A 26,962-nucleotide genomic window follows, 5' to 3' on the forward strand; every position below is an offset into this window, starting at 1 on the left:
AAGCAACAGAGGGGCGCCGGCGACAGGTCGAAGCGGGGGTCCGATGCCATGAACGGCATCGGTAGCGCCCAGGGAAGGGTTCACAGCGCCCCCTCGGAGACCTGTCGACGGATCAGCCCCGGGCGACAAAAGGGGCGCGACCTACCGGCCGCGCCCCTTTCATGTCTCACGAGACTCATTCGATCAGCCCATGAAAGCGTCGATCCATGCCGCGAGCGCAGCAATGGATCGACCTGTTCTCAGGCGATGGTAATGCTGTCGTCCAGGTACACATCCTGAATAGCGTTGAGTAGCTCGACGCCCTCGGCCATCGGCTTCTGGAAGGCCTTGCGACCGGAGATCAGGCCCATGCCACCGGCGCGCTTGTTGATCACCGCGGTGCGTACCGCCTCGCCCAGATCGGAGTGGCCTTTCGAACCGCCGCCGGAATTGATCAGGCCGGTGCGTCCCATGTAGCAGTTGGCCACCTGGTAACGCGCCAGATCGATGGGGTTGTCGGAGGTCAGCTCGTCGTAGACCTTGTCGTGGGTATGGCCGAAGCCGACGGCGCGATAGCCACCATTGTTCTCGGCCAGCTTCTGCTTGACGATATCGGCCTTGATGGTCGCGGCAAGGTGGATCGCCTGACCGGTCAGGTCCGAGGCCACGTGGTAGTCCGTACCATCCTTCTTGAACTCGGGGTTGCGCAGATAGGCCCAGAGGACCGTGACCATGCCCAGCTGGTGCGCCCGCTCGAAGGCCTCGCTGACTTCCTGGATCTGACGACGGCTTTCCGGGGAGCCGAAGTAGATGGTCGCCCCCACCGCGACACAGCCCATGGCATGGGCCTGCTCGACCTGACCGAACAGCGTCTGGTCGTAGACCGCCGGATAGGTCAGCGTCTCGTTGTGGTTGAGCTTCACCATCATCGGGATCTTGTGAGCGTAACGACGCGCCACCGAGGCCAGCCCGCCGAGTGTCGAGGCCACGCAGTTGCAGCCGCCCTCGATGGCCAGCTCGACGATATTGGCCGGATCGAAGTACAGCGGATTGGGGGCAAAGGAAGCCCCGGCGGAGTGCTCGATGCCCTGGTCGACCGGCAGGATGCTGACATAACCGGTACCGCCCAGGCGGCCATGGTTATAGATGGACTGCAGGTTGCGCAACACCTGGGGGCTACGGTCGCTGTCGGCCATCACGCGGTCGATGAAATCCGGCCCCGGCTTGTGGATCGACTCGGCCGGCAGCCCCCGGCATACGTGATTGAGCAGGCTGTCGGCTTCATCACCGAGCAGCTGTGTCATGTCAGTCATGTGGTTCCTCTCCATGGTGGTTTGACGGTTGACCGGATGCAGCCCTGCAGCGTCATGCGCGGATGAGCCAGGGCATGATGTCCACAGACTGCCGAAACCGCTCGGGCGCGTCCAGCCACCCCGGGACGTAAACAGCGATTTGCGCTAGAATCGCCGATCTGCGATTTCCGGCGCCAGCATATCGAGGCTCATCATGGCACTTCGCATCGCCATCAATGGTTACGGCCGTATCGGCCAGTGCGTATTACGCGCGCTCATCGAGCGCAGCGAACCTCATATCGAGGTGGTAGCCATCAATGAGCTGTCGGGGCTGGATACTATCGCCTATCTGACCCGCTATGACACCACTCATGGCCGTTTTCCCGGGGACGTGAGCGTCGATGGCGACCGGCTGGTGATCGACGGTCACGCCATCCGGGTACTATCGGAACCCGATGCGGCGGCACTGCCCTGGGCCGAGTTGAATATCGACCTGGTCCTCGAATGCTCGGGCAGCTTCAAGGATCGCGCCACCGCGGAGCATCACCTGCATGCCGGGGCCCGGCGCCTGCTGTTCTCCCAGCCGGCCGAAAGCGATGTCGACGCCACCATTGTCAGCGGCATCAATGACGCCGAGCTGACCGCAGACTGCCACATCATTTCGGCGGCATCGTGCACCACCAACTGCCTGGTGCCGGTACTGACCGTACTCGACGAGGCGCTGGGCCTGGAACATGGCGTCACCACCACCATTCACTCGGCGATGAACGATCAGCCGGTGATCGATGCCTACCACCAGACCGATCTGCGCCTGACGCGCTCGGCCATGCAGTCCATCGTGCCCGTCGATACCGGCCTGGCACGCGGCATCAATCGCCTGATGCCACACCTGGCCGAGCGTTTCGAGTGCCTGCACGTGCGCGTGCCGACCATCAATGTCTCGGCCATGGACCTGTCACTCTGCGTGCGCACCGAGACCACGGCGGCCGCCGTCAACCAGTTGCTGCGTGATGCCAGCGACAATCGGCTGGCCGGGCTGCTCGGCTACACCGAGGAGCCCATGGCCTCGATCGACTTCAACCACGACCCGCGCTCCGGTATCGTGGATGCCACGCAAACCCGGGTCGCCGGCGGCCGCCTGATCAAGATGATGTGCTGGTTCGACAACGAGTGGGGGTTCGCCAACCGCATGCTCGATGTCGCCGCCCGGATCGCCAGGCTGGGTAACGCATGACCCTCCCACACCGGATCATTTTCGGCTCTCCAGACGAGGATTCTGCTTCATGAACGTGCGCAAGATGACCGATCTCGACCTCAGCGGCAAGCGTGTGCTGATCCGCGAGGACCTGAACGTGCCCGTCAAGCACGGCAAGGTGACCAGTGATGCCCGCCTGCGGGCATGCCTGCCGACCATCCAGGCTGCCCTCGACGGCGGCGCCCGGGTGATGCTGATGAGCCACCTGGGCCGGCCCACCGAAGGCGATCCCGCCGAGGAATTTTCCCTGGCGCCGGTGGCCGACCACCTGAGCGAACTGCTCGAGCGCCCGGTGCGCCTGGTCAAGGACTACTTCGACACCCAGGTCGGGCTGGCGGACGGCGAAGTGGCACTGCTCGAGAACGTGCGTTACAACCGCGGTGAGAAAAAGGACGACGAGGCCCTGTCGCGGCAGTACGCCGCGCTGTGCGATGTCTTCGTCATGGATGCCTTCGGTACGGCACACCGTGCCCAGGCCTCGACCCATGGCGTCGCCCGCTTTGCCCCCGAAGCCTGCGCCGGCCCGCTGCTGGCCAACGAGCTGGCCGCCCTGGAGAAGGCCCTGGCCACCCCGGCGCGCCCCATGACCGCCATAGTCGGCGGCTCCAAAGTCTCCACCAAGCTGGAAGTACTCACCGCGCTGTCCGAAAAGTGCGACCGCATCATCGTCGGCGGCGGAATCGCCAACACCTTCATCGCCGCCGCCGGCTACAACGTCGGCAAGTCGCTGCACGAGGCCGACCTGATCGACCAGGCCAAGGCGCTGATGGCCAAGGTCGAGATCCCGCTGCCCAGCGACGTGGTGGTCGCCACCGAGTTTTCCGAAAGCGCCAGCGCCGTGACCAAGCCGGTCGACCAGGTGGGCGATGACGAGATGATCCTCGACATCGGCCCCGACACCGCCGCGCGCTTCGGCGAGCAACTCAAGGCCGACGGCACCATCCTGTGGAATGGCCCGGTCGGCGTCTTCGAGATCGACCAGTTCGGTCGTGGCACCGAAGCTCTCGCGAAGGCCATCGCCGAAAGCGACGCCTTTTCCATTGCCGGTGGCGGCGACACCCTGGCGGCCATCGACAAGTACGGCATTGCCGAGCGCGTTTCCTACATTTCCACCGGCGGCGGCGCCTTCCTCGAGTACGTCGAAGGCAAGGTCCTGCCCGCTGTCGCGGCCCTGGAAGCCGCCGCACAATAAGGCTCACGCCTGCGGCCCGGGCACGCACGCCCGGGCCAATCCGATGCAACTGCTGGCGCCACCCGGGGCGCCACACTCTCAAGACCCGCTATCGACCCCAGAGGAAGCTTCATGGCACTCATCAGCATGCGCCAGATGCTGGACCACGCCGCCGAACACGGCTACGGCATCCCCGCATTCAACGTCAACAACCTCGAGCAGATGCGCGCCATCATGGAGGCCGCCGACGAGACCGACTCGCCGGTGATCATTCAGGCCTCCGCCGGGGCCCGCAAGTACGCCGGCGCTCCCTTCCTCCGCCACCTCATCCTGGCGGCCGTGGAAGAGTTCCCGCACATCCCGGTGGCCATGCACCAGGATCACGGCACCAGCCCCGGCGTGTGCCAGCGCTCCATCCAGCTCGGCTTCTCGTCGGTGATGATGGACGGCTCGCTGGGCGAGGACGGCAAGACCCCGGCCAGCTATGACTACAACGTCGAGGTGACGCGCCGTACCGTCGAGATGGCGCATGCCTGTGGCGTCTCCGTCGAGGGCGAGCTGGGCTGCCTGGGCAGCCTGGAAACCGGCATGGCCGGCGAGGAAGACGGCGTCGGCGCCGCCGGCAAGCTCGATCACGACCAGCTGCTCACCGATCCGGAAGAGGCGGCCGAGTTCGTCAAGGCAACCCATGTGGACGCCCTGGCCATCGCCATCGGCACCAGCCACGGCGCCTACAAGTTCACGCGCCCGCCCACCGGCGACACCCTCTCCATCCAGCGCATCAAGGAGATCCACGCCCGCATCCCGGAAACGCACCTGGTGATGCACGGTTCATCCTCCGTGCCGCAGGAATGGCTCGAGATGATCAACGAGCACGGCGGCGAGATCCCGGAAACCTATGGCGTGCCGGTCGAGGAAATCGTCGAGGGCATCCGGCACGGGGTGCGCAAGGTCAATGTCGACACCGACCTGCGCCTGGCCTCCACCGCCGCGGTGCGCCGCTTCCTGGCCGAGAACCCGGCCGAGTTCGATCCGCGCAAGTTCCTCAAGGCCAGCACCGCGGCCATGAAGGGCGTCTGCAAGGCCCGCTACGAAGCCTTCGGCGCTGCCGGCAACGCGGCGAAGATCAAGCCGATCAACCTCGAGGAGATGTTCCAGCGCTATGCGCGTGGCGAGCTGGACCCGCGCGTCACCTGATCGCAGGCAACGCCTGCGCCATGACAAGGGCGGCTCATTGCCGCCCTTTGCGTGAGCGCCCTCGGCTCCTCGAGGGCACGCCAATGTTCAGGTGCGAACGCCTGCAAGACCGCATCCTGCCCGGCCATTTCGGGGCGCAAGCGTTGCAGCGATGATGAACTGTTGAAAAACACTGTTCACAAAACGCGCGACATGGTCTTTAATTACCATAAAGCATCATCTGGTCAACGCATCGTGTTCGCTTATCAACATCTTCAACGAGGCTCAGTGACAATGCGCCCTCTCTGCCTGCTCTTCGATTGTGACGGCACCCTGGTCGACAGCGAACCGCTGTTGGCCGACGAGATGGCCAGCAGCCTCAACGCCGTGGGCCTGCCCTTCGACGCCGGCGACTATATCGGAGAGTTCCGCGGCGCACGCTTCCGGCATATCGTCGCCGAACTGGAACGCCGCCACGGCGCGGTCGACGCCTCCCGCCTCGAGCCACTGGAACGCGAGATGCGCGCCAACCTCAACCGCCGCCTGGCGACCGACCTCAAGCCCATCGAAGGCGCCACCGAAGCCCTGGCCACCCTGTCGAACATCCCCATGGGCGTGGTTTCCAACGGCCCGGAAACCAAGATCCGCACGTCCCTCCAGGCCACCGGCCTGGATGAGCTCTTCGGCGACTGTCTGTTCAGCGCCTACGACGCACAGTGCTGGAAACCTGACCCCTGCATCTATCTGCATGCCGCCAGCATCATGGGGTTTGCCGCTGCCGATTGCGTTGCCATCGACGACTCCCTGGTCGGTATTCAGGCGGCACTCGCCGCCGGCATGACGGTCATCCACCTCAACCGCTTCCCGGATGCCGAGGAGACGCCGGAAGGCGCCATCGGCATTACCAGCATGTTCCAGCTGCCAACCGTGATCGCACGCCTCTCCCAGCCTCGGGTAATGGTCAACTGAGCGCCGGGCGAAACCGGCAGTCGTGGTCTCCAGGGCAGCACCCAAGCCGACTCACTACCCACTGACCAGCGTATACGGCGCTTCATGGCTTGACGGCCTCCGCATGAAGGCTGTGAACTGACGCTCCTGTATCGCCCTGTTTCAGCATCATGACAGGGCGGCTTCACCAGCGTTCAGTGCCCCAGAGCAGGAGCCGAGATGTCCGATTCCCCCAGCGGCCGGGCCACAAGTCCCGGTCGACACCCCCCTCGCCCACTGCCGTTGACGGGGAGGCTCCCTTGCTGACAGACCTCGATCTGGGCTCCGCCATTGCCCTCTTCATCGGCTGCACGCTGGTGATCGGCGTGGCCGGCACCAAGCTGACGCACATCGTCGACGACCTGGCGGATCGTACCGGGCTGGGCGAAGCCATCGCCGGCGCCGTACTGCTGGGCATGGCGACTTCCCTGTCCGGACTGGTGCTCTCGATATCCGCGGCACTGTCCGATCATCCGACACTGGCCATGAGCAATGCGCTGGGCGGCATCGCGGTACAGACCCTTTTCCTGACCATCGCGGACCTGGTCCACCGGCGCGCCAATCTGGAACATGCCGCTGCCTCCATCGGCAATCTCATGCAGGGCGGGCTACTGCTGTGCCTGCTGTCGCTGGTGCTGGTAGGACACTTCTCCCCGGAATGGACCCTGTGGCAGGTTCACCCGATCACGCCGTTGCTGTTTATTGGCTACCTGTTCGGGCTACGCCTGGCAGACCGCACCAAGGACAGGCCGATGTGGCGACCGGCCCATACCCGCGAGACACAACCCGACGTCCCCGATGAGCAGGCCATGACGCGCTCGGCCCTGAATCTGTGGCTGAGCTTTCTAGGCCTGGCTCTACTGCTCGGCATCAGCGGCTGGCTGCTGGAACGCGCCGCCACGGTGCTCGCCTCGGCAACCGGCCTTGGCCAATCGGTGGTCGGTGTCCTGATGACCGCGGTGGTGACCTCACTGCCCGAGCTAGTCACCTCGGTGGCCGCCGTGCGGCGTGGCGCCCTGACCCTGGCCGTGGCCGGCATCATCGGCGGCAACGCCTTCGATACGCTCTTCGTCGCCGCCTCGGATATCGCCTACCGCGGCGGTTCGATCTATCACGCCATCTCCGACCCGGTGGCGCTGTGGGTCGCCCTGTCGCTGCTGATGACCGCCATCCTGATGGTCGGCATGATTCACCGCGAGCGCCTCGGCCCTGGCCGCATCGGGTTCGAGAGTCTGGCCATGGCCACCTGCTACCTGGTCGGTGTGCTGTCCCTGTTGTTCACATCCGGTTGAAGTCACTCACCTTCCCCAAGCTGAAGTTCGCTGTCAGGCAGTGCTCAGTCAGGAGCACTGCCACCTTATTCTCCCACTAATAGGCAGTGTTCCCCCTAAAGCGAACTGCCGATAGCGCTGCAAAGGCATCGACCCTGCGGCTCCGTGGCCAGAAATCGCCAACGTGGCTCCCTCACTGGACATCAAGTCCAGTCAATGTGCTTTCGACCTATGTCTAGTGTCGACAGCCTTGCTGCACGGTCAGCCCGCTGCCTACTATGGGAACGTTCCCATTTGATATCGAGCCTCCATGTCAGCCACACCTCGACCTGCCACTATTCTGGAAGTCGCTCGCGATGCTGGTGTCTCAAAAACCAGTGTTTCCCGTTTCTACAGCGGCGAGCGAGATCGGCTATCCCAGCATATGCAGCAACGCATTGCCGAGGCCGCAGAACGACTCGGATATCAGCCCAACCCCATGGCACGCGGCCTCAAGGGCGGACCCTCGGGACTGGTCGGCATGTTGGTCGCCGATATCCGCAACCCTTTTTCGGTGGCGGTGATGCACGGCGTCGAGCAGGCATGTCGCGCTCAGGGGCTGTCATTGATGGTCTGCAATACGGATAACGATCCGGTTCTGGAGCGCCAACATCTGGCCTTGCTGACCTCCTATCGTATCGAGGGGTTGATCGTGAATGCCGCTGGACGACACAGCGAGCCCCTTGCTGAACTCGCTAGCGACGGCCTGCCACTGGTACTACTGGACCGCTCGCTGGAGGGCATCGCTGCCGATGAGGTCGGGCTGGACAATAACCTGGCCATCGACATGGCGCTCGACCACCTGACCGAACAGGGATATCGGCGAGTATTGTTCGTGACCGAACTTCCAACGCGCGCCAGCTCACGTCAGACCCGGGTGGCGCGCTTCGAGTCGGAATGCCCCGAACGTCAACTCGCAGGAAAGGTACTGAGCCTCGACCTCGACGACACGACCTGCCTCGATCATGAATTGAGCGCCTTTCTCGATACCCCGGACGGGCATCCCGCCGCCATTCTGTGCGGCAACGGCCAGGTCACCCTGGCGGTAACCCGTGCCCTCCAGGCTCGCCGGATACCGCTCGGCGACACCGGCCTGATGGGAATCGACGAGCTCGACTGGTGCCAGCTGGTCACCCCCGGCGTCACCACACTGGCCCAACCCACTGATGCCATCGGCCAGGCTGCCGTCGAGCAACTGCGTGACCGTCAGGCACAGCCCATTGCTCCGGCACCGCGACATCTGCGCTTTACCCCCCAACTGATCCCGCGCGGCTCGACCCGCCGTGAACAAAGTGCCTCCACTACCGACGAGACATCCCCATGACATACGCCTCCTCTCCGGAAATTCTTGCCTTTGGCGAGGCCATGAACCTCTTCATGGCCGATACGCCCGGTGACCTGGCGGAAGTGGCTCACTTTCAACGCCGCATTGCCGGTGCCGACACCAATGTGGCCATCGGCCTGGCACGCCTGGGCTTTCATGTCGGCTGGCTGAGCCGCGTCGGTGACGACAGCTTCGGTCGCTTTCTGCGCCACACGCTCGAACAGGAAGGACTGGACTGTCGACACCTCCAGACCGATGACCACCACGCGACGGGACTGGTCTTCAAGGAACGCGCACAGCATGGCGCCGACCCGCATGTCGAGTATCGCCGACAGGACAGCGCCGCCAGCCAGCTTTCTCCTGCCGATGCCGACGATGTCGACTTCTCGGCCTTGCGCCACCTGCACGCCACCGGCATCCCGCCGGCACTCTCGCCCGGCTGTAGCGAACTCTCCCGGCGCCTGCTCGGCGAGGCACGCCACCATGGCGCCAGCCTGTCATTCGACCCCAATCTGCGCCCCAGCCTCTGGTCCAGCGAGCGTGAGATGCGCGAGACCCTCAACGACCTGGCCGCCCATACCGACTGGGTGATGCCGGGGCTCGCCGAGGGCCAGTTGCTGACGGGCCAGGAAACGCCCCACGACATCGCCGGTTTCTATCTCGATCAGGGTGCCGAAGCGGTCTTCCTCAAGCTCGGCCCCGAAGGCGGCTACTACCGAGGTCGCCTCGACGGCGAGGAGCGAGCCGTCAGCGTACCCGGCGTCCCGGTAGCCGAGGTGGTCGATACCGTCGGCGCCGGCGACGGCTTCGCGGTCGGCGTGATCAGCGCCCTGCTGGATGGCGGCTCGCCTAATCAGGCCCTGCAGCGCGGCTGCCTGATCGGCGCCGAGGCCGTGCAGGTCTCCGGCGACATGGAAGGCCTGCCGCATCGCGACACCCTGGAGCGTCTCGAGGCCGCCCTCGACGACACCTCTCGGAGGAGTGCCCAATGACCAAACGCATCCTGGTATACCGCCCCCTCGACGAGGGTCAGCTCGCACGACTGGAGCGCGACTTTCATGTCGACTATCTGCCGGAGGTCAGCCGCGCCGAGGACCCGGCCTTCCTTGACGCCCTGACCCAGGCTCATGGTCTGGTCGGCGCCAGCCTGCCGATCACCCCGAAGCTGCTCGATCGGGCTCCGCATCTCGAGGCCATCGCCAGCATCTCGGTGGGCTACGACAACTATCCGGTGGACGAACTGACCCGACGCTGCATACTCCTGTGCAATACCCCCGACGTGCTGACCGAAACCACCGCCGACACCGGTTTTTTGCTGATCATGGCCACGGCACGCCGGGCCGTGGAACTGGCCGGGATGGTCCAGCGCGGCGAATGGCGCGAGAGTATCGGCAGGGAATCGTTCGGCACCGATGTGCACGGCAAGACACTCGGCATGGTCGGCTTCGGGCGCATCGGCGCCGCCATCGCGCGACGCGGTGCCCTGGGCTTCGGCATGTCCATTCTTTACTCCAATTCATCCCCCAAGCCGGCGTTGGAAGACGAGCTGGGAGCGCAGCGCCGCGACTTTAATGACCTGCTTGCCGAGGCCGACATCGTTTGCGTCACCGTACCCCTTACCCCAGACACACAACATCTGTTTGGCGCCCGCGAGTTCGCCCTGATGAAATCCTCGGCGATCTTCATCAACGTCGCTCGCGGCAAGGTGGTCGATGAAACAGCGCTGATCGAGGCACTTCGCAAGGGCATACCGCACGCCGCCGGCCTCGACGTCTTCGAGCGCGAACCACTGCCGACGGACTCGCCGCTGCCGCACATGACCAATGTTGTGGCTCTGCCCCACATCGGCTCGGCGACCCAAGAGACGCGCACCGCCATGGCGGACCTCGCGGTCGCCAATATCCTTGCCGCTCTTAACGGCGAACGACCGCCCAGCCCGGTCAACGCATCGACTTGAAGACCCTGTTACATCGACGCATGAGGCCCTGGCCGAGCCGGGCACCAGGGCCTCTATATCCCACTCCGTCCCGGCGAGACCCCATAACAATCAAGAGGTAGCAACATGCTCACGACACGTACAAAACCCAAGCACTTTCTCAAGCACCTCATCACCGGTGCCACTCTGCTCGCCACTCTCGGCACGACAGGCCTCGCCCAGGCAGTCGAGTTGCGCTTCGGCCACGGTGGTACCGAAGACACCGCCTACCACCTCGGCGCGACCCGCTTCAAGGAGCTGGTAGAGGACAAGAGCGGCGGCGATATCAGCGTCCAGATCATGGGCAACTCGGTGCTTGGCCATGAAACCGAAATGTTCGAGCAGCAGATGGCTGGAGCGCTGGACTTGTCGATCATCAACCCTGGCCTGATCACCGACTTCTCGTCCACCGCCAATGTCTTCTCCATCCCCTTCCTGTATCGCGACCAGGAGCATTGGCAGGCCGTGCTCGATGGCGAAGTGGGCCGCGAGATTGCAGATCGAATCACGGACGAGACCGGCGTCAAGGTATTGGCCTTCTTCGGTGGCGGCAAGCGGCAGATTGTCAGCAGCCGTCCGCTCGAGAGCCTCGACGACCTGAAGGGTATGAAACTGCGCACCAACCCGACCGAGCCCTTAATTGCCGCCTGGTCGGCCCTGGGTACCGAGCCCACGGTCATGGCCTGGAAGGAGATCTACACGGGCCTTCAGCTCGGCGCCATAGACGGGTTGCTCAACGAGGCCGAGTGGATCCATCGCATGCGGTTCCACGAAGTCGCCCCGCACATCGGCCTTTCCAAACACGACATCACCGTGCGCCTGCTAACCATGTCGCAGATGTCCTGGGATCGCCTCGACGAGAGCCAGCAGCAGGCCGTGATGGAAGCCGCCCGCGAGGCCGCGAGCTACGCACGCCAAGTCCAGCTGGAACAGGACGCCGAGGCTTTGGACCTGCTCGTCGAGGAAGGTGCCACCCTGCATGAACTGGACCGCCAGCGCATGCAGGAGATCGTCCGTGAGCCGCTCGCCGAAGTCGTCGAGGAAATGGGGCTGGCCGAGCTGCGACAGAAGATCGCCAACGTTCAGTGACAGAAAGCCTGCCGGCCGGGGCATCACGCGCCCCGGCCTCCGAATCTCGACTTCGGGAGGACGCCACCATGAGACGCCTGTTGCAAGGCCTGACTTATCTCAATCGCGGGCTGGAGCGCTGCCTTCACTGGCTATTGCTGGCCTTGCTGTTCGGCTTCATCGCTCTGATTGTCTACCAGATTGTCAGCCGCAACTTGCCCCTGATGCCTCGCCTGTACTGGACCGAAGAGTTCAGTCGTTTCGCCTTTCAGTGGATGATCATGCTCGGCACCGCCATCGGCGTGCTGCATGCCGATCACTTCGTCCTTGAGGTATTCCCCCGCGGCTCGCGAGCCAGCCTGGTGACACGTTGGATCCGCGATCTTGCCTGTCTGGCCATCGGCCTGCTCTTCGTCGTCCACGGCAAGGATTTCGCTCTGTCCGGCCTGCGACGCGAAGCCACTGCTTCGGGACTGTCGATGATCTACGTCTATTCGGCCTTCAGTGTCAGCGGTCTGCTCATCATCCTGTTCAGCGCCCAGCGGCTTCTGTACGCCCTGCTCGACGGCATGTCCCGCATGGAAACCGATCTCGATACGCCCGACGCTGTCGAGGAGGCCCTCGACGCGCAAGGCGAACACGGCAGCGAACTGGATACATCTCTCACCTCTACCGACGGGAGAACGCCATGATGCCCATGGACGCCGTCTTCATTCTGCCCTGGCTGCTGTTCGGCCTGCTCGGCGTGCTGATCATCGCCGGGGTACCGATCGCCATGGCCCTGGTACTCACCGCCGCCGGCATGATCCTGCTCGACCCGCGCCTGACCTATTGGATCATGTTCCAGCGCATGTACAACGGCATGGACTCGTTCGTACTGCTCGCCGTGCCGCTGTTCCTGCTGGCCGGCAACCTGATGAACGCCGCTCGAATCACCGATCGACTGATCACCCTGTGCATGCGCCTGGTAGGCCACTTCAAGGGTGCCCTGGCACACGTCAACGTGATGGTCAGCATGCTGTTCGCCGGGGTCTCCGGTTCCTCGACGGCCGACAGCGCCGGGGTCGGTACCGTGCTGATACCGGCCATGCAGCGCGAAGGATACCCGAGCCACTTCTCGGTGGCCGTGACCGCCGCTTCATCGGTCATGGGGATCATCATTCCGCCCTCCATCAACATGATCGTCTGGGGCGCCCTTACCAACACCTCCATCGCCGGCTTGTTCCTCGGTGGTATCCTGCCCGGCGTGATGATCGGTGTGGCCCAGCTGGCCCTCAACATCGGCTATGTGCGACGCTACCAAGTACCGGTCCGTCGCCGGGCTTCGCTGTCCGAACTAGCGCACTCGAGCAAGGATGGCCTGTTGGCCGCCGGCATCCCGGTGGTCATCATCGGCGGCATCACCCTGGGGCTGGTCACCCCCACCGAGGCGGCCGTGATCGCCGTCCTCTATGCCCTGGCACTGGGCACCATTGTCTACAGGGAGCTCAGCCCCTCCAAAGTACTCAATGCCTCTACCGACACCGTACGCCTCTGTTCCCTGTCGCTGTTCAGCCTGGTCGGCGCGGCGATTTTCGGATATCTGATCAGCTTCTATCAGATCCCGCCCAAGCTGATGGCCGGCGTCGATATCAGCGATCCCGTGGTGCTCCTGCTGGTCATGACCGTTGTCATGCTGGTCATCGGCACCTTCATGGATTCCCTGCCGGCCATGGCCATCATGGCGCCGATCTTCCAGCCCCTAGCCATGCAGGCCGGGGTCCATCCGGTGCAATTCGGCGTCATCGGCGTCATGGCACTGGGTCTGGGGCTGATCACTCCACCTTATGGGCTATGCCTGATGATCTCGGCGAAGATCGGCGGGATTCCGCTGCTCCAGGCGCTCGGTACGACCCTGCTGTACCTGGCCATCATGCTCGGCGTGATCCTGCTGCTGATTTTCTATCCAGACCTGATTCTGATGCTGCCCCGCCTGATCGCCCCCGATTTCGTGTGAGCCTGCATCGCGCCGACCGGCCGGGTACACTGGACGGCGGCGCCCCCATTCATGACCGACCCACGAGGCCCACATGCCCGAGACACCATCCCCAGCTCCTCTCTGCCTGCTGTTCGACTCCGATGGCACCCTGGTCGACAGCGAGATCCTGCTGGCCGAGGTCATGGCCGATGTCCTGACCGAATATGGACTGCCCTTTACCGCGCGTCAGTATATGGAGGAGTTTCGGGGCATGCGCTTCTACGACATTGTCGATACCCAGCAGCGCCTGCACGGGACCTTGTCCGAGGACAACCTGACTCACATTGAGGCCGTCATGCGCACTCGCATGCAGGCGCGCATGGAAGCCGAGTTGCTCGCCATCGACGGCATGCCCGAGGCCCTCGACTCGCTGACCGACTACCCCAAGGCTGTGGTCTCGAACGGTCCGGATCACAAGATTCGCTGCGCCATGACCAGCACCGGTCTGGCACATCACTTCGGCGAGCACCTGTTCAGCGCCTATACCCTGGGAGTCTGGAAACCCGATCCCGGCCTCTACCTCAAGGCGGCCGAGGCCATGGAGTATCCACCCGAACGCTGCGTGGTGATCGACGATGCCGCGGTCGGGGTGGAAGCCGGGCTGGCCGCCGGCATGCAGGTCATTCACCTCAACCACTTCCCCGACGAGGAAGCCACCCCGGACAGTGCCATCGCCATCGAGCATGCCCGGGAGTTACCCGCGATCATCGCGCGACTGGCACGGGACGTGGTCAAAACCACGACCGCCTGATTCATCCACAGCCCTGGCGCACACCATGACTGTGGATGAAAGGGCAGATGGCGAGCAGAATTCAGCGTGTCAACGCATCGAGGTACCGCACCGTCAGCTCCACGCCGCGCAGCTCGGCCAGGCCCTTGAGACGGCCGTAGAGCGGGTAGCCCGGTGCGGTGTTGCGGTGCTGGTCGTCGAGGATGTGGTGGCCGTGGTCGGGACGCAGCGGTAACCGCGGACCACCTTCGCGCTCGCGGCGGCACTCCTCGGCGACCAGCGCCCGGATGACACCGACCATGTCCACATCACCGTCCAGATGATGGGCCTCGTGGAAGGAGCGCGGGTCCGAGGCCTCGCGCCGGGTCGAACGCAGATGGGCGAAGTAAATATGCGGACCGAAGCGTTCGGCCATCGCCACCAGATCGATATCGGCACTAACACCGTAGGAACCGGTGCACAGCGTCAGGCCGTTGGCCGGGCTGGGCGCGGCATCGAGGATCCACTGGACATCCTCGGGGCCGGACACCACCCGCGGCAGGCCGAGCAGCGGACAGGGCGGGTCGTCGGGATGGATCGCCAGACGCACACCCACCTCCTCGGCCACCGGGACGATAGCGGCCAGGAAATCCCCCAGGTGCTCGCGCAGCCGCTCGGCGTCGGTCTCGGCATATTCAGCCAGCACTCCGCGGAACTGCTCCAGGGTGTAGTGTTCCTCGGCGCCGGGCAGCCCTGCGATGACGGTATTCACCAACCGCTCGCGGCCGACTTCGTCAAGGCCATCAAGATAGTCCCTGGCCTTGGCCTTCTCAGCATCGCTGTACTCACCTTCGGCGCCAGGGCGAGCCAGCAGATAGAGGTCGAAGGCGGCGAAGGCTGTTTGCTCGAAGCGTAGCGCCAGACCGCCGTCTGGCAGGCGCCAGGCCAGGTCGGTACGCGTCCAGTCGAGCACCGGCATGAAGTTGTAACAGACGGTATCGATGCCGCAGGCCGCCAGGTTGCGCAGCGTCTGCTGGTAAGCGGCAATATAAGCGTCGCGTCCCGGCAGGCCCTGCTTGATGGCCTCGTGCACCGGCACACTCTCCACCACCGACCATGAGAGTCCGGCCGCCTCGATCATGCGCTTGCGCGCCTCGATGGCCTCGACCGGCCAGACCTCGCCATTGGGAATCTCGTGCAGCGCGGTGACGATGCCGGTGGCCCCGGTCTGGCGGATCTCGTCGAGGGTGATGGGGTCGGCGGGGCCGAACCAGCGCCAGGTATGTTCCATGGGAGGATCCTCTCGGTCAGGCCCGCGCGAGAGCGGCCAGCGCTCCGGCAAGCCCGTGTCGTGTCAGGGTGGTGTAGGCAGTGACGACCGCCTCGGCGAAGCCCGGCTCGGCCGCCAGCGTCGGCGGGATGACATCCTCGACGGCCAGGAAAGCTGGCACCAGGACGTTGGCCTCGCCGCCGTGGCGCGCGTGGAGGCCCGCCAGGTGACTGGCCAGCGGATCGTCCACCGGGTGGGATTGGCCGGCCAGGTCGTCGCCAGCCGTGTAGCGAATCCAGGCCGCCACGCCGAGCGCGGTGCAGGGCACTTCGCCACCAGCCGCCAGGCGTGCCTGGGCACCATGCAGCCAACGCTGGGGTAATTTCTGAGAGCCGTCCATGGCGATCTGCTGCAGTCGATGACGCAGGCTGTCATTGGCGAAGCGCTCGAGCAACTGCTCGGCATAGGCGGCGAGATCGGTATCCTCGGGCATGGCCAGAGTCGGGGCGGCCTCCTCGAGCATGTAACGCCGCAGCAGGGCCACCAGGTCGTCGCGGCTGACCGCCTCGGCCACCGTCTCGATGCCGTCCAGAACGCCCAGATAGGCGAGCAACGAGTGGCTGCCGTTGAGCATGCGCAGTTTCATGGTCTCGAAGGGCGCCACGTCGGCGACCATCTCCACACCCTCCGCCTCCCAGGCCGGCCGTCCCTCTGGGAAGTCGTCCTCGATCACCCACTGGCTGAAGGCTTCACCAACCACGGCGTTGGCGTCCTCGATGCCGAGCTCGGCCAGGCGGGCAAAGTCGGCCTCAGTCATGGCCGGCACGATGCGATCGACCATGCTGCACGGAAAGGCCACCTCCCGCTTGATCCAGGTCACCAGCGTGGCATCGCGTCGCTCAGCCAACTGAATCACGGCATTGCGGGTGCGCTTGCCGTTGTCGGGCATGTTGTCGCAGCTGAGCACCGTGAATGGCGCCAGCCCCGCCGCCCGACGGCGCTCCAGGCCCTCGACCAGCAGCCCCGGGGCCGTGCACGGGGACTCAGGATCGGCGATATCCGCGGCGATCAGCGGGTCGTCAACAAGTAACTCGCCACTGGCCGGGCTCAGGAAATACCCCTTCTCGGTCACCGTCAGCGTCACGATACGCGTCTCGGGCGAGGCGAGACGCGCCAGCAGCGTCTCGCGGTCGCGTCCCCAGGAGCCCTGGCCGTCGCAATCGCCGACCTCTTTCTTGCCGGTGAACAACGTCTCCTTGATCACGCCGACCTCGCGGACGGTGACATGCTCGCTATCCGCGTACTCGGCCACATGGTAACGATGACCCGCCTCGTGCAGAGCATCCACCAATGCCACATTGGCACGCAGGTTGACGCTGCTCACGCCCCAGCCGGTGTCTCCTGTGCGCTGACGATAACGCTCCAGGTAGACTGCCTGGTGGGCGCGGTGAAAGGCACCGAGGCCCAGATGAACGATGCCGATCTCGATACAGGCCCGTTCTTCAGGGATGTACATTGGAACCATGGTCGGTCAGTCCCCCATCAGCAGGTTGGGCAACCATAGCGAGAGAGCCGGGACATAGGACACCAGCAACAAAACCACCAGGTTGCAGATCAGGAAGGGCACGATGGCGCGAGCCACCTGCAGCATCGGCAACTTTCCGATACCCGAGACCACGAACAGACAGACCCCGAGCGGCGGTGTTGTCAGGCCGATCATCAGGTTGAGCACCGCCATCAGGCCAAAGTGAATCGGGTCCATGCCGATTCCAGTGGCCACGCCCATCAGCGCCGGGAAAAGGATGATCAGCGCGGCAATGGTCTCCATGAAGGTGCCGACGAACAGCAGGATCAGGTTGAGAATCAGGATCACCACCAGCGGGTTCTCGCTGATGTTCAGGATCAGGCCTGCGACCATTTGAGGGATCTGCTCGCTGGTCAGGATCCAGCCGAAGAGGTTGGCCAGCCCCACGAGCAGCATCAGAGACCCCGAAGTCAGCACCGTGTCGACGACGATCTGCGGCAGATTGCGCCAGTTGATACCCTTGTAGACAAACATCCCGATCACCAGAGCGTAGAGACTGGCGACGATCGAAGCTTCGGTGGGAGTGAAAAAACCGCCGATGATGCCGTAGAGGATGATGAAGGTCATCAGCAGCGCCCAGAAGGCGCTGCGACCTTCCTGCACCAGCTCTCGGAAGGTGGAACGTTTCTCCCGAGGATAGCCGCGTTTCACCGCCAAGATGTAGACGGTGATCATCATCGCCAGCCCCATCAGCAAACCCGGAATGGCGCCGGCGAGGAACATCTTGCCCACCGAGACGCCGGACAACGAACCAGCAATGATCATCGGCACGCTGGGCGGAATGATCGGTCCTACCGTCGACGAGGCGGCTGTCACCGCGGCAGCGAAGGGCTTGTCGTAGCCGGCGCGGGCCATGCCCGGGATCATCACAGAGCCGATGCTGGCGGCATCGGCTACGGCAGTGCCGGAAATGCCGCCAAAGATCATCGAGCCACCCACGTTGGCCAGCCCCAGGCCGCCACGAATATGGCCGACCAGGGCATTCGAGAAACGCACGATGTGATGGGTGATGTTGCCGACGTTCATAAGGTTGCCAGCCAGCACGAAACCCGGAATGCACAGCAGTACGAAGGAATCGAGGCCGGCATACATGCGCTGTGGAACGATGGTCAGCGAGATGTCGGCAAGCAGCAGGTAGGACAGCGAGGCGATGCCCAGCGAGAAGGCAATGGGGATGCCGATCAACAACAGGACGATGAATACGCTGAACAGGACGGCGATTTCCATTATGGCGTCTCCTGGACGTGTTGTTCACCATCAGCGAGCGCCACGCAGGCTTCGATCAGACCGATCGCTGCATACAGGGCGGAGAGCCCGAGCAGCGCGACGGTCGAGAAGAAGATGTAGTTCATAGGGACCTTGAGCGTCGGCGAGGTCTGAAAGGCGCCGACCTGGGCATACTGCATGGCATAAGGAACCATCCACGCAGCGAAAAGACCCACCGCCAAGCAACATAGCGCCCGATACAACAACTGGCCACGCCGACTCAAAAGATGCTGGAAAAGCTCGACATTGACGTGGCGGTTGCGGCGCAACACCAGGCCGGATGATAGCGCTACCAGGTAAATGAAAAGGTAACGCGACAGCTCTTCGGTCCAGGCTGGAACAAAGGGGAGCGCCACGCGGGCGACGACCTGCAGAAGCACCACCGCAGCGATGCCTAGCAGTGCCAGCGAAGCGAGCAAGGCAAACAGGCGATCGAGGCCTTTCACCAGCCGACCGAAAACACCGCCCAGCGGGGGGATCTCGGTGATGCCATGCAGCGGATCGCTTGGTTCGGAGTCGAAATCGCTCATCAGGACTTTCCCTCGGCGAATCAATGAAAGGCCGGGCCCGACCAGACGGGCCCGGTGGGGACTATGATCCCGTCAGAGGTTCTGAATCGCCTCGTAGAGCTTCTGCTGCTCGTCGGTGAGCGATGCCTTGACGGCCGCTGTGGCCTTCTTGGCGAAGGCTTCCTGATCAACCTCGACGAAATTCATACCGGCATCCTTGAGCGCTTTGCGTAGCCTTTTCTGATCCTCGGCGAAAAGCTTCTCTTCGTAGCTTTGCATCTTGTCGGCAGCGTCGAGAACGATCTTCTGCAGGTCTTCTGGCATCGACTCTAGCTTGTCCTTGCCGATCACCACGTAGATCCAGCTACGCACATGGTCGGTCATGTTCACGTAGTCCTGGACCTCGTCGAAGCTGGCGCTTTCGATCAGCGACAACGGGTTCTCTTGAGCATCGATGGTACCCTGCTGCAGCGCCGTGAAGACCTCACTGAAGGCCATCGGCGTCGGCTTGGCGCCGAGTGCCTGCCAGGTGTCGACGAACAGCGGCACGTTGGGCACGCGGAGGCGCAGGCCGTTGAGATCTGAAGGCTTCTTGATCGGCCGGTTGGAGGTCAGTTCGCGCGGGCCGCGTTCGAACCAGGCGATCGGCACCAGGCCGGTCTGAGCCTCGATCTGGGCTTCGATCTCATCGCCGATTTCGCCCTCGACGGCCTTGCGCATGTGCTCGGAATCGCGAAACGCGTAGGGCACGGCCATCATCGCCGCCTTGGGCGCCCAGTTCTGCAGGCTCTCGCCGGTAATGGTCATGTCGGCGGTGCCGAGCTGGATGCTGTTGATGACGTTCATCTCGCTGCCCAACTGCTCGTTGGGAAAGATCTGCACATCGATGCGGCCATCCGACTCCTTCTCTACGATCTGCTGGAAGCGCTCGGCGGCCTTGTTCCAGATGTGTTCCTCGTTGGCCAGATGGCCGAATTTGAGGGTGTAGTCGGCAGCCAGACCGGCCTGGCTGCCAAGCAGGGCGGCGCCGAGGACGGCGGTGGTGACGAGTCGCTTGAACATGGCGTTGTCTCCTGGCACTTGCGGTTGTGGATTGTTGCTTGGAGTGCGGCTTGAGAGCCTAGTGGGCCGTCAGGCACCGATCTGGATCAGTACCTTGCGGACCCTTTCAGGATGATGATCGATCATCTGGATGGCATCGGGCATGTCGTCGAAGGGCAGGCGATGACTGACCAGCGCCAGCGGATCGAGCCGCCCGGATGCCATCAGGTCGATCACTTCCGGAAACTTGCGGTTGTTGAGACGCGAGCCGACCAGGGTCAACTCTTTCTTGATCACTTCCAGTTGCACCAGGTCGCTGGGGGTGGGGTCGAAGCCGAGCAGGCCGATGCGTCCCGCCGGGGAAGCCATCCGCAGCATTTGCGGCAGCAGGGCCGGCACGCAGGCAGCATCGGCGATCAACGGCATGCCCTCGCCGCCGGTCAGCGCCGCGGCCTCGGCCTCGACGTCCTGCTCCGCCCCGTTGAGCGTGCGGGTGGCCCCCAGCTCTCGGGCAGTGTCCAGACGGGCATCAATGACGTCGCTGACGGTGATGTCTTCGATCCCCTGAGCGCAAGCCACCTGCAGGATGGTCAGCCCGATCACGCCGGCGCCGAGAATCAACAGGCGATCGCCGGGATGCGGCTGCATGCGTCCCAGTACGTTGGCGGCGATGGTGTAGGGTTCGACCAGGGCCGCAGCATCCAGGCCCAGGCTCTCGGGCAGCCTGTGCACATTGGCGGCCGGTACATTGACCCGCTCCTCGAAGCCGCCGTTGCGGTGCACGCCGATCACCTCCAGCGAAGTGCAGACGTTGGGGCGACCAATACGGCAGGGGTAGCAGTGGCCGCAATTGATCACCGGGTCGATGCACACCTGGTCACCGACGCTCACATCCTCGATGCCCTCCCCTACGGCCTCGACCAGGCCGGCAAACTCGTGGCCGGTAATGCGTGGAAAGCGTACGAAGGCGTTGTCACCGTGGATGATGTGCATATCGGAGCCACAGATCCCGGCGAAGCCCACTTTCACCACCACCTCACCCGGTGCGGCCTCGGGAGTCTCGGTATCGACCAGGTGATAGTCCTGGGGCGCGTTTACCTGAAAGGCTTTCATCGGCTTACCTCGTTACCAGTGCCACAGGGTGCCATCCTCGAGCCGGTTGACCGGCAGGCTGGCACGACGATAGGGATACCTGGCGGCCGCCTGCTCGTCGATGTCGACGCCGTGTCCCGGCGCCTCCCCGACCAGGAAGTGACCGTCCTCGAAGCGGTAGTCGTGGGGGAAGACTTCATTGGTGACGTCTTCGTGGGGCATGTACTCCTGAATGCCGAAATTGGGCACCCAAGTATCGAAGTGGATCGCCGCCCCCAGGCACACCGGAGACAGGTCGGTAGGACCATGAAAACCGGTCCGCACGTGGTAGAGCCCGGCCAGGTCGGCCAAGCGCCGCATGTGGGTGATGCCGCCAGCGTGGGTCAGGGTAGCGCGGATGTAGTCGATCCACTGGTTCTCGATCAGCGCCTTGGCGTCATAGAGGCTATTGAAGACTTCACCCACTGCCAGTGGCGTCGTCGTATGCTGCCGAATCAAGCCAAAGCTCTCCTGATTTTCTGCCGGCACGCAGTCTTCCAGCCAGAACAGATTAAATGGCTCGACTTCCTTGCCCAGTCGCGCTGCCTCAATGGGAGTCAGCCGGTGGTGCACGTCGTGGAGCACATGCAGATCGTCCCCGAAGCGTTCGCGCACGGCGGCGAACAACTTGGGCGCATGGTTGAGGTACTTGGCAGTGTTCCAGACGTGTTCGGCCGGCAGGTCGGCATCAGCAGGTTCATAGCGCTCCCCGGGGGTCTTGGCCACGCCGTAGATGCTGGCGATGCCCGGCACCCCGGCTTGCACCCGCACCGCCCGATAGCCTTCCTCGACATGCCGGGCGACCTCATCGAGACAGGCCTCGATATCCTTCCCCGTGGCATGACCATAGGCCATGACCCGCTCGCGGCTCTTGCCGCCCAGCAACTGGTACAGCGGCATGCCCGCGACCTTGGCCTTGATGTCCCACAGTGCCATGTCCACGGCGCCGATGGCGCTCATGGTCACCGGCCCCCGCCGCCAGTAGGCTCCGCGATAGAGGTAGTGCCAGATGTCCTCGATGCGCTGAGGGTCGCGGCCAATCAAGGCAGGAATCACGTGTTCCTCGAGATAGGCGACCACCGCCTGCTCGCGACCATTGAGAGTGGCATCGCCGATACCGTAGACGCCTTCGTCGGTCACGATCTTGAGGGTAACGAAGTTGCGTCCCGGCGCAGTGACAATGGTATAGGCCCGTTCGATCTTCATGCCTGGATCTCCTCGGCGAGCGATGGTGTCTGGGCGGACTGGAACATCTCGGGAAAGCGGCGCACCAGATCGGGAAGCGACTCCAGAATCTCTCTCTGATGAATGCGCATCGTCTCTACTGCGGCTTCAGTATCCTGTCGTTCGATGGCGTCGACGATGGCCTCGTGCTGAGCGATCAGCTTGTCGAGTGGCGTGCTCTCGGGAACGCTCAAATAGCGCACCCGATCAAGCTGTGCCTTGACCTCTTCGGTCACCTTCCAGGCGGCCTGCTGGCCGATGCCCAACGAAAGGGTGCGATGGAAACTCTCGTCGAGCAGGAAGAAACGATCGTGATCGGCCGGCTCGCTGCAGCGACGCTGCCGCTCGATCAAATCGCGCAACTCGGCAAGTACCGGGGGCGCCAACCCGCGGTTCGCGGCCTCGCGTGCCACGGCCACTTCTACCGCCTCACGCACGAAGCGTGCCTCGAGCACCGCCTGCTGAGAGATCTTGACCACAAAGGTGCCACGCTGCGGTCGCACCTCGACGAGCCCAGCCTCCGATAGCCGAATGAAGGCTTCACGGACCGGTTGGCGGCTTACCGTGAAGGTCTCGGCGAGTTCCTTTTCCGACAGCGCCTGACCCGGAGCCAGCTCCATGCGAATGATCGACTGACGCAATACCTCGTGAAGGCGCTGACGAACCGAATCGCTATCGCGGGTTTCCAGCCATAGAGCTTGTAGTGTCGTATTCATGCGTTTCATCCCGGTTCCGTCGGCGCGCACGCTGGTCGTCGCCTATCTGATATAACTAGTATGGTAGTATGGTGAAAGAAGCGAAAGGACTCACGACCTAGACCTTGGTATGACACCCAAGACGGAGGCCCCCTTGAAACGCCGCCCTTATGCCGGTACCGACTACCGTCGAGCCCTCAACATCGCCGACCTGGAGCGGATCGCTCAGCGCCGGCTCCCCCACCTCGTGTATGAATATCTGCAGGGCGGCGCCGATGACGAACGCACGTTGCGGCACAATCGCGACACCTTCGATGACTACTTGTTTGAACCCAGAACATTGACCCGGGTCGGTCCTCGGGACCTTTCCACCACCTTGCAGGGCACGCTCCATGCCTTGCCCCTGGTGATCGGCCCGACTGGCTACAACGGCATGCTGACCCGCAACGGCGACGTCAAGCTGGCCACGGCCGCCTCGCGTAAAGATATCCCCTTCGTGCTGAGCAATGTCGCCACGACTTCGCTGGAAGATATCGCCGCCCTTGAGGGGCTCGATGCCTGGATGCAGATCTACTTCTACCGTGATCGTGACTACGTCCGAAAACTGGTCGAACGCTGCCGCCATGCCGGTTACGGGACCCTCGTGGTCACCACCGACAGTGCCATCTACGGCAACCGTGAGTGGGATCTGCGCAACTTCCGTAAACCCATGCAGCCGACCCTGCGCAATCTCATCCACCTCCTGTCACGCCTGCGCTGGACCGCCGATGTGCTGGTTCCCGACGGCATGCCGACCTTCAAGAACCTGGGGGATCTTCTACCGCCTGGAAAACAATCCGTGCAGGGCGCATCGGCCATCATCGGCCAGCAGCTGGACCCGACGCTCAACTGGGACGACATCGCCTGGCTGCGTGACCTCTGGCCGGGACGATTGATCATCAAGGGCATCCTGGCACCTGCCGAAGCCGAGCATGCCGCCGAGCTCGGCGTCGACGGCGTGGTGCTCTCCAACCATGGCGGACGACAGCTCGACCACGCCCTCTCTCCGCTGGATGTGTTGCCCGAGGCCAGGCGCCGAACGGGCAAACGCTGCCAGCTCTTCATCGACAGCGGCTTTCGACGCGGAACGGATATCGTCAAGGCGCTCGCACTGGGTGCGGATGCAGTATGGCTTGGGCGAGCAACCCTTTACGGGTTGGCCGCCGGTGGCCAGCCTGGCGTCCTGCACGCCCTGACAATACTGGAAAGGGAGCTCGACCGGGCCATTGGATTACTGGGGGTAAGCCGGATCGCCGACCTTAAGGCCAATATGCTTGCTCACAGGGCGCACACTCCACGAGCACACAGCCTCGATTGACCTCCTGAAACCGGGGTATCATGGTCTGTGAAATTCGTCCCTAACAGGAGCCCGAGATGGCATCTCTCCGCGACCAACTGAGCGGGCTGGTGTACTCGACCGAGCACGGCGATACCTGTCCGGATTGTCGGCAGCCGGTGGAGGAGTGCCGCTGTGCCGACGCCGCCGAGGATGAACGCTTGTCGGCACTGGATGGCATCGTGCGCCTGCGGCGTGAAACCAAGGGCCGCAAGGGCAAGGGCGTGACCCTGGTGGAAGGGGTGCCGCTCAAGACCGAGGAGCTCAAGACCCTGGCCAAGGCCCTCAAGAAGCGCTGTGGCACCGGCGGCGCACTCAAGGAGGGCGTGATCGAGATCCAGGGGGATCAGCGCGATGCCCTGCAGGAAGAGCTCGAGAAGCGTGGCTTCAAGGTCAAGCGCGCCGGCGGCTAATCCCCCGGGCTTCCACGTGCGATACATCACGCCCCATCTGCCAAGGAGACCCCCAATGAGTGCGATCCGCTTGACCCAATACAGTCACGGCGCCGGCTGCGGCTGCAAGATCGCCCCCGACGTGCTGGACGGCATTCTGGCCAAGGCCGGCCCCGGCGCCTCGAGCTCGCAACTGATCGTCGGCAACCAGGGGCGCGAGGACGCGGCGGTCTACGACCTGGGTGACGGCCGCGGCATGATTGCCACTACCGATTTTTTCATGCCGATCGTCGATGACCCCTTCGATTTCGGCCGCATCGCCGCGACCAATGCCATCAGTGATGTCTTCGCCATGGGCGGCTCGCCGGTCATGGCGCTGGGTATCCTGGGCTGGCCGCTGGACAAGCTCGGGGCGGATATCGCCGGGGACGTGGTCGGCGGCGCCCAGGCCGTGTGCCGGGAGCTGGGGCTGGCACTGGCCGGCGGGCATTCCATCGATGCCCCGGAGCCGATCTTCGGCCTGGCGGTCAACGGCCTGGTCGACCTCGAGCATCTCAAGCTCAACAAAGGGGCCAAGCCCGGCGACCTGCTCTATCTGACCAAGCCGCTCGGCGTGGGCATGCTGACCACGGCGGAGAAGCAGGGCCGCCTGGAGCCCGGTCATCAGGGCCTGGCCCGCCGCACCATGCTCGAGACCAACCGCATCGGCATGGCGCTGGCACGCATCCAGGGCGTGCATGCCATGACCGACGTCACCGGCTTCGGCCTGGCCGGCCACCTGGCCGAGATGTGCGAGGCCAGTGGCGTGGCGGCACGCATCGACTTTCGCCGTCTGCCGCGCCTGGCCGAGGCCGAGGCCTATCGGCGCCAGGGGGCGGTGCCCGGCGGCTCGGGACGCAACCGCGAGGCCCTCGGCAAGGCCCTGCCGGCCATGGACGAGGCGCACTGGCAGTGGTTGTGCGATCCCCAGACCTCCGGCGGACTGTTGCTCTCGGTGCACCCGTCCTGGGAAGACGATATCGAACGCCTCGGGCGGGAATATGGCCTGGAGCTCGAACCCTTCGGGGAAGTCGTCACGGCCCATGGCGAGGCACGTATCGAGGTACGTGGATGAGCCACGAGCTGATCGAGCCCGATCTGGCGTTACTGCAGGCAGGCAAGGTGCTGATCGATGTGCGGGCCCCGGTGGAATTTCGCCAGGGCTCGCTGCCCGGTGCCGTCAACCTGCCGCTGATGAACGACGAAGAACGTCACCGGATCGGCATCGAGTACAAGCAGGCCGGTCAGCAGGCGGCCATCGAGCTGGGCGAGCGCCTGGTAGCGGGCGATGTGCGCCGCGAGCGGATCGCCGCCTGGCAGGCACTGCTCGAACGCCACCCGGATGCCATCATCTACTGCTTTCGCGGCGGGCTTCGCTCCCGGGTCGCGCAGCAGTGGCTGGCCGAGGCGGGTATGCCGCGGCCGCGCATCCGCGGCGGCTGGAAGGCCATGCGCCAGGCCCTGTGTGCGCGCATCGATGCCGCCGCCGAGCAGCCACAGCTGGTGGTCGGCGGCCTCACCGGCTGTGCCAAGACCAGCCTGATTCAGTCCCTCGAGTGCGGGCTGGATCTCGAGGCCTGCGCCCGCCACAAGGGCTCGGCCTTTGGTCGACATCCCCTGGAGGCGCCGTCACAGATCGACTTCGAGCATGACATGGGCCGGCGCTTGCTGGAGCTCCCCGGGCCGCTGGCCCTGGAGGACGAGTCCCGCCATATCGGCGTCGCCAATATCCCGTTGACCTTCTGGCGCGGCATGCAGCGTGCCCCGCGCATACGCGTGGAGATGCCGCTGGACTGGCGACTGGAACAGATCCACAAGGACTACATCGCCGACCTGTGGACGGTCTATCAGGGACAGTTCGGCGACTGGCTGGGCTGGAGCCTGATGCGCAAGCAGCTTTCCAGTGCCCTGCTGCGCCTGCGCAAGCGGCTGGGCAGTGCCCGACTGGCCCGCCTGCAGCGCCTGCAGGAGCTCGCCTTCCGCGAGCACGAGCGTGGCAACCCCAAGGCCCACGAGGCCTGGCTGGCGCCCCTGCTGACCGAGTACTACGACCCCATGTATCGCTATCAGCTGGAAAAGCACAGCGACCAGCACTTCCTCCACGTCGGCGACTGGGACAGCTGCCTGGCCGCGGCACGGGACTGGGCGGCCAGCGCCACGCCCGCGTGACCC

25 protein-coding genes are annotated in these 26,962 nt (G+C 64.1%); 16 read left to right on the forward strand and 9 right to left on the reverse strand.

What is annotated here, in order from left to right; all coding sequences use genetic code 11:
* Positions 1-239: 239 nt before the first annotated feature.
* A complete protein-coding gene (locus HHA01_RS11935) occupies positions 240-1,292 on the reverse strand; it encodes a class I fructose-bisphosphate aldolase (RefSeq protein WP_141320979.1) in 1,053 nt (350 codons plus the stop codon).
* 193 nt (positions 1,293-1,485) lie between these two features.
* Here HHA01_RS11935 and HHA01_RS11940 point away from each other — a divergent pair, with 193 nt between their 5' ends.
* The 12 genes from HHA01_RS11940 (at position 1,486) to HHA01_RS11995 (ending at position 14,305) form a co-directional block, all read left to right on the forward strand.
* Entirely contained in the window at positions 1,486-2,505 is a 1,020-nt protein-coding gene (locus HHA01_RS11940; RefSeq protein ID WP_141320981.1) for a type I glyceraldehyde-3-phosphate dehydrogenase, read from the forward strand.
* Between the two features lie 49 nt (positions 2,506-2,554).
* The gene (locus HHA01_RS11945) at positions 2,555-3,718 is read left to right on the forward strand and encodes a phosphoglycerate kinase (protein WP_141320983.1); all 1,164 of its coding nucleotides are present in this window, start codon (positions 2,555-2,557) and stop codon (positions 3,716-3,718) included.
* A 111-nt stretch (positions 3,719-3,829) separates the two neighbouring features.
* A complete protein-coding gene (gene fba, locus HHA01_RS11950; RefSeq protein WP_141320985.1) occupies positions 3,830-4,894 on the forward strand; it encodes a class II fructose-bisphosphate aldolase in 1,065 nt (354 codons plus the stop codon).
* A 273-nt stretch (positions 4,895-5,167) separates the two neighbouring features.
* The gene (locus HHA01_RS11955) at positions 5,168-5,842 is read left to right on the forward strand and encodes an HAD family hydrolase (protein ID WP_141321054.1); all 675 of its coding nucleotides are present in this window, start codon (positions 5,168-5,170) and stop codon (positions 5,840-5,842) included.
* Between the two features lie 278 nt (positions 5,843-6,120).
* The gene (locus HHA01_RS11960; protein ID WP_141320987.1) at positions 6,121-7,152 is read left to right on the forward strand and encodes a sodium:calcium antiporter; all 1,032 of its coding nucleotides are present in this window, start codon (positions 6,121-6,123) and stop codon (positions 7,150-7,152) included.
* A gap of 289 nt (positions 7,153-7,441) precedes the next feature.
* Entirely contained in the window at positions 7,442-8,494 is a 1,053-nt protein-coding gene (locus HHA01_RS11965) for a LacI family DNA-binding transcriptional regulator (protein WP_141320989.1), read from the forward strand.
* Positions 8,491-9,486, forward strand: coding sequence for a sugar kinase (locus HHA01_RS11970; protein ID WP_141320991.1), 996 nt, complete (start codon positions 8,491-8,493; stop codon positions 9,484-9,486). The genes HHA01_RS11965 and HHA01_RS11970 overlap by 4 nt, the downstream gene beginning before the upstream one ends.
* Entirely contained in the window at positions 9,483-10,451 is a 969-nt protein-coding gene (locus HHA01_RS11975; protein WP_141320993.1) for a 2-hydroxyacid dehydrogenase, read from the forward strand. The genes HHA01_RS11970 and HHA01_RS11975 overlap by 4 nt, the downstream gene beginning before the upstream one ends.
* Before the next feature lie 105 nt (positions 10,452-10,556).
* On the forward strand, positions 10,557-11,558 hold the full coding sequence (locus HHA01_RS11980; RefSeq protein WP_141320995.1) for a TRAP transporter substrate-binding protein: 1,002 nt from the start codon (positions 10,557-10,559) through the stop codon (positions 11,556-11,558).
* A gap of 68 nt (positions 11,559-11,626) precedes the next feature.
* On the forward strand, positions 11,627-12,229 hold the full coding sequence (locus HHA01_RS11985; RefSeq protein WP_141320997.1) for a TRAP transporter small permease: 603 nt from the start codon (positions 11,627-11,629) through the stop codon (positions 12,227-12,229).
* On the forward strand, positions 12,226-13,533 hold the full coding sequence (locus HHA01_RS11990; RefSeq protein WP_141320999.1) for a TRAP transporter large permease: 1,308 nt from the start codon (positions 12,226-12,228) through the stop codon (positions 13,531-13,533). Before HHA01_RS11985 ends, HHA01_RS11990 begins: the two co-directional genes overlap by 4 nt.
* A gap of 73 nt (positions 13,534-13,606) precedes the next feature.
* Positions 13,607-14,305, forward strand: a complete 699-nt coding sequence (locus tag HHA01_RS11995; RefSeq protein ID WP_141321001.1) for an HAD-IA family hydrolase — start codon at positions 13,607-13,609, stop codon at positions 14,303-14,305.
* Positions 14,306-14,366: 61 nt separating this feature from the next.
* Here the strand turns inward: HHA01_RS11995 and uxuA are convergent, their stop codons facing one another.
* The 8 genes from uxuA to HHA01_RS12035 all read right to left on the reverse strand — a co-directional run bounded on the left by uxuA (position 14,367) and on the right by HHA01_RS12035 (position 23,005).
* Positions 14,367-15,554, reverse strand: a complete 1,188-nt coding sequence (gene uxuA, locus HHA01_RS12000; protein WP_141321003.1) for a mannonate dehydratase — start codon at positions 15,552-15,554, stop codon at positions 14,367-14,369.
* A gap of 16 nt (positions 15,555-15,570) precedes the next feature.
* Positions 15,571-17,058 (reverse strand): mannitol dehydrogenase family protein, encoded by a 1,488-nt coding sequence (locus HHA01_RS12005; protein ID WP_141321005.1) that lies wholly within the window; start codon positions 17,056-17,058, stop codon positions 15,571-15,573.
* Positions 17,059-17,064: 6 nt separating this feature from the next.
* Complete coding sequence (locus HHA01_RS12010) at positions 17,065-18,345, reverse strand: TRAP transporter large permease (protein WP_141321006.1); 1,281 nt, start codon at positions 18,343-18,345, stop codon at positions 17,065-17,067.
* Positions 18,345-18,914 (reverse strand): TRAP transporter small permease, encoded by a 570-nt coding sequence (locus tag HHA01_RS12015; RefSeq protein WP_141321008.1) that lies wholly within the window; start codon positions 18,912-18,914, stop codon positions 18,345-18,347. The genes HHA01_RS12010 and HHA01_RS12015 overlap by 1 nt, the downstream gene beginning before the upstream one ends.
* Before the next feature lie 72 nt (positions 18,915-18,986).
* Positions 18,987-19,955, reverse strand: a complete 969-nt coding sequence (locus HHA01_RS12020; RefSeq protein WP_141321010.1) for a TRAP transporter substrate-binding protein — start codon at positions 19,953-19,955, stop codon at positions 18,987-18,989.
* A 69-nt stretch (positions 19,956-20,024) separates the two neighbouring features.
* Complete coding sequence (locus tag HHA01_RS12025; protein ID WP_141321012.1) at positions 20,025-21,047, reverse strand: Zn-dependent oxidoreductase; 1,023 nt, start codon at positions 21,045-21,047, stop codon at positions 20,025-20,027.
* A 12-nt stretch (positions 21,048-21,059) separates the two neighbouring features.
* Positions 21,060-22,271 carry a D-mannonate dehydratase ManD gene (gene manD / locus HHA01_RS12030; RefSeq protein WP_141321014.1) on the reverse strand — a complete coding sequence of 404 codons (1,212 nt, stop codon included), beginning with the start codon at positions 22,269-22,271 and terminating at the stop codon, positions 21,060-21,062.
* Positions 22,268-23,005 (reverse strand): GntR family transcriptional regulator, encoded by a 738-nt coding sequence (locus HHA01_RS12035; RefSeq protein WP_141321016.1) that lies wholly within the window; start codon positions 23,003-23,005, stop codon positions 22,268-22,270. Before HHA01_RS12035 ends, manD begins: the two co-directional genes overlap by 4 nt.
* Positions 23,006-23,114: 109 nt before the next feature.
* Here HHA01_RS12035 and HHA01_RS12040 point away from each other — a divergent pair, with 109 nt between their 5' ends.
* From HHA01_RS12040 to mnmH, 4 genes are read left to right on the forward strand one after another with little or no spacing between them, the layout of a single operon-like run.
* Positions 23,115-24,341: an alpha-hydroxy acid oxidase gene (locus HHA01_RS12040; protein ID WP_246053896.1), complete on the forward strand. Its 1,227-nt coding sequence runs from the start codon at positions 23,115-23,117 to the stop codon at positions 24,339-24,341.
* A 56-nt stretch (positions 24,342-24,397) separates the two neighbouring features.
* Positions 24,398-24,772, forward strand: a complete 375-nt coding sequence (locus HHA01_RS12045; protein WP_141321018.1) for a translation initiation factor Sui1 — start codon at positions 24,398-24,400, stop codon at positions 24,770-24,772.
* A gap of 55 nt (positions 24,773-24,827) precedes the next feature.
* Positions 24,828-25,865: a selenide, water dikinase SelD gene (gene selD, locus HHA01_RS12050; RefSeq protein WP_141321020.1), complete on the forward strand. Its 1,038-nt coding sequence runs from the start codon at positions 24,828-24,830 to the stop codon at positions 25,863-25,865.
* On the forward strand, positions 25,862-26,959 hold the full coding sequence (gene mnmH / locus HHA01_RS12055; RefSeq protein WP_141321022.1) for a tRNA 2-selenouridine(34) synthase MnmH: 1,098 nt from the start codon (positions 25,862-25,864) through the stop codon (positions 26,957-26,959). Before selD ends, mnmH begins: the two co-directional genes overlap by 4 nt.
* Positions 26,960-26,962: the final 3 nt, after the last annotated feature.

It is taken from the genome of Halomonas halmophila (assembly GCF_006540005.1).
GTDB classification, from domain to species: Bacteria; Pseudomonadota; Gammaproteobacteria; order Pseudomonadales; family Halomonadaceae; genus Halomonas; species Halomonas halmophila.

Bases quoted from the DNA above. Each gene is read 5' to 3' on its own strand.
- HHA01_RS11935 (WP_141320979.1), bottom strand. From the start codon at position 1,292: ATGACTGACATGACACAGCTGCTCGGTGATGAAGCCGACAGCCTGCTC.
- HHA01_RS11940 (WP_141320981.1), top strand. From the start codon at position 1,486: ATGGCACTTCGCATCGCCATCAATGGTTACGGCCGTATCGGCCAGTGC.
- HHA01_RS11945 (WP_141320983.1), top strand. From the start codon at position 2,555: ATGAACGTGCGCAAGATGACCGATCTCGACCTCAGCGGCAAGCGTGTG.
- fba (WP_141320985.1), top strand. From the start codon at position 3,830: ATGGCACTCATCAGCATGCGCCAGATGCTGGACCACGCCGCCGAACAC.
- HHA01_RS11955 (WP_141321054.1), top strand. From the start codon at position 5,168: ATGCGCCCTCTCTGCCTGCTCTTCGATTGTGACGGCACCCTGGTCGAC.
- HHA01_RS11965 (WP_141320989.1), top strand. From the start codon at position 7,442: ATGTCAGCCACACCTCGACCTGCCACTATTCTGGAAGTCGCTCGCGAT.
- HHA01_RS11970 (WP_141320991.1), top strand. From the start codon at position 8,491: ATGACATACGCCTCCTCTCCGGAAATTCTTGCCTTTGGCGAGGCCATG.
- HHA01_RS11975 (WP_141320993.1), top strand. From the start codon at position 9,483: ATGACCAAACGCATCCTGGTATACCGCCCCCTCGACGAGGGTCAGCTC.
- HHA01_RS11980 (WP_141320995.1), top strand. From the start codon at position 10,557: ATGCTCACGACACGTACAAAACCCAAGCACTTTCTCAAGCACCTCATC.
- HHA01_RS11985 (WP_141320997.1), top strand. From the start codon at position 11,627: ATGAGACGCCTGTTGCAAGGCCTGACTTATCTCAATCGCGGGCTGGAG.
- HHA01_RS11990 (WP_141320999.1), top strand. From the start codon at position 12,226: ATGATGCCCATGGACGCCGTCTTCATTCTGCCCTGGCTGCTGTTCGGC.
- HHA01_RS11995 (WP_141321001.1), top strand. From the start codon at position 13,607: ATGCCCGAGACACCATCCCCAGCTCCTCTCTGCCTGCTGTTCGACTCC.
- uxuA (WP_141321003.1), bottom strand. From the start codon at position 15,554: ATGGAACATACCTGGCGCTGGTTCGGCCCCGCCGACCCCATCACCCTC.
- HHA01_RS12005 (WP_141321005.1), bottom strand. From the start codon at position 17,058: ATGGTTCCAATGTACATCCCTGAAGAACGGGCCTGTATCGAGATCGGC.
- HHA01_RS12010 (WP_141321006.1), bottom strand. From the start codon at position 18,345: ATGGAAATCGCCGTCCTGTTCAGCGTATTCATCGTCCTGTTGTTGATC.
- HHA01_RS12015 (WP_141321008.1), bottom strand. From the start codon at position 18,914: ATGAGCGATTTCGACTCCGAACCAAGCGATCCGCTGCATGGCATCACC.
- HHA01_RS12020 (WP_141321010.1), bottom strand. From the start codon at position 19,955: ATGTTCAAGCGACTCGTCACCACCGCCGTCCTCGGCGCCGCCCTGCTT.
- HHA01_RS12025 (WP_141321012.1), bottom strand. From the start codon at position 21,047: ATGAAAGCCTTTCAGGTAAACGCGCCCCAGGACTATCACCTGGTCGAT.
- manD (WP_141321014.1), bottom strand. From the start codon at position 22,271: ATGAAGATCGAACGGGCCTATACCATTGTCACTGCGCCGGGACGCAAC.
- HHA01_RS12035 (WP_141321016.1), bottom strand. From the start codon at position 23,005: ATGAATACGACACTACAAGCTCTATGGCTGGAAACCCGCGATAGCGAT.
- HHA01_RS12040 (WP_246053896.1), top strand. From the start codon at position 23,115: ATGACACCCAAGACGGAGGCCCCCTTGAAACGCCGCCCTTATGCCGGT.
- HHA01_RS12045 (WP_141321018.1), top strand. From the start codon at position 24,398: ATGGCATCTCTCCGCGACCAACTGAGCGGGCTGGTGTACTCGACCGAG.
- selD (WP_141321020.1), top strand. From the start codon at position 24,828: ATGAGTGCGATCCGCTTGACCCAATACAGTCACGGCGCCGGCTGCGGC.
- mnmH (WP_141321022.1), top strand. From the start codon at position 25,862: ATGAGCCACGAGCTGATCGAGCCCGATCTGGCGTTACTGCAGGCAGGC.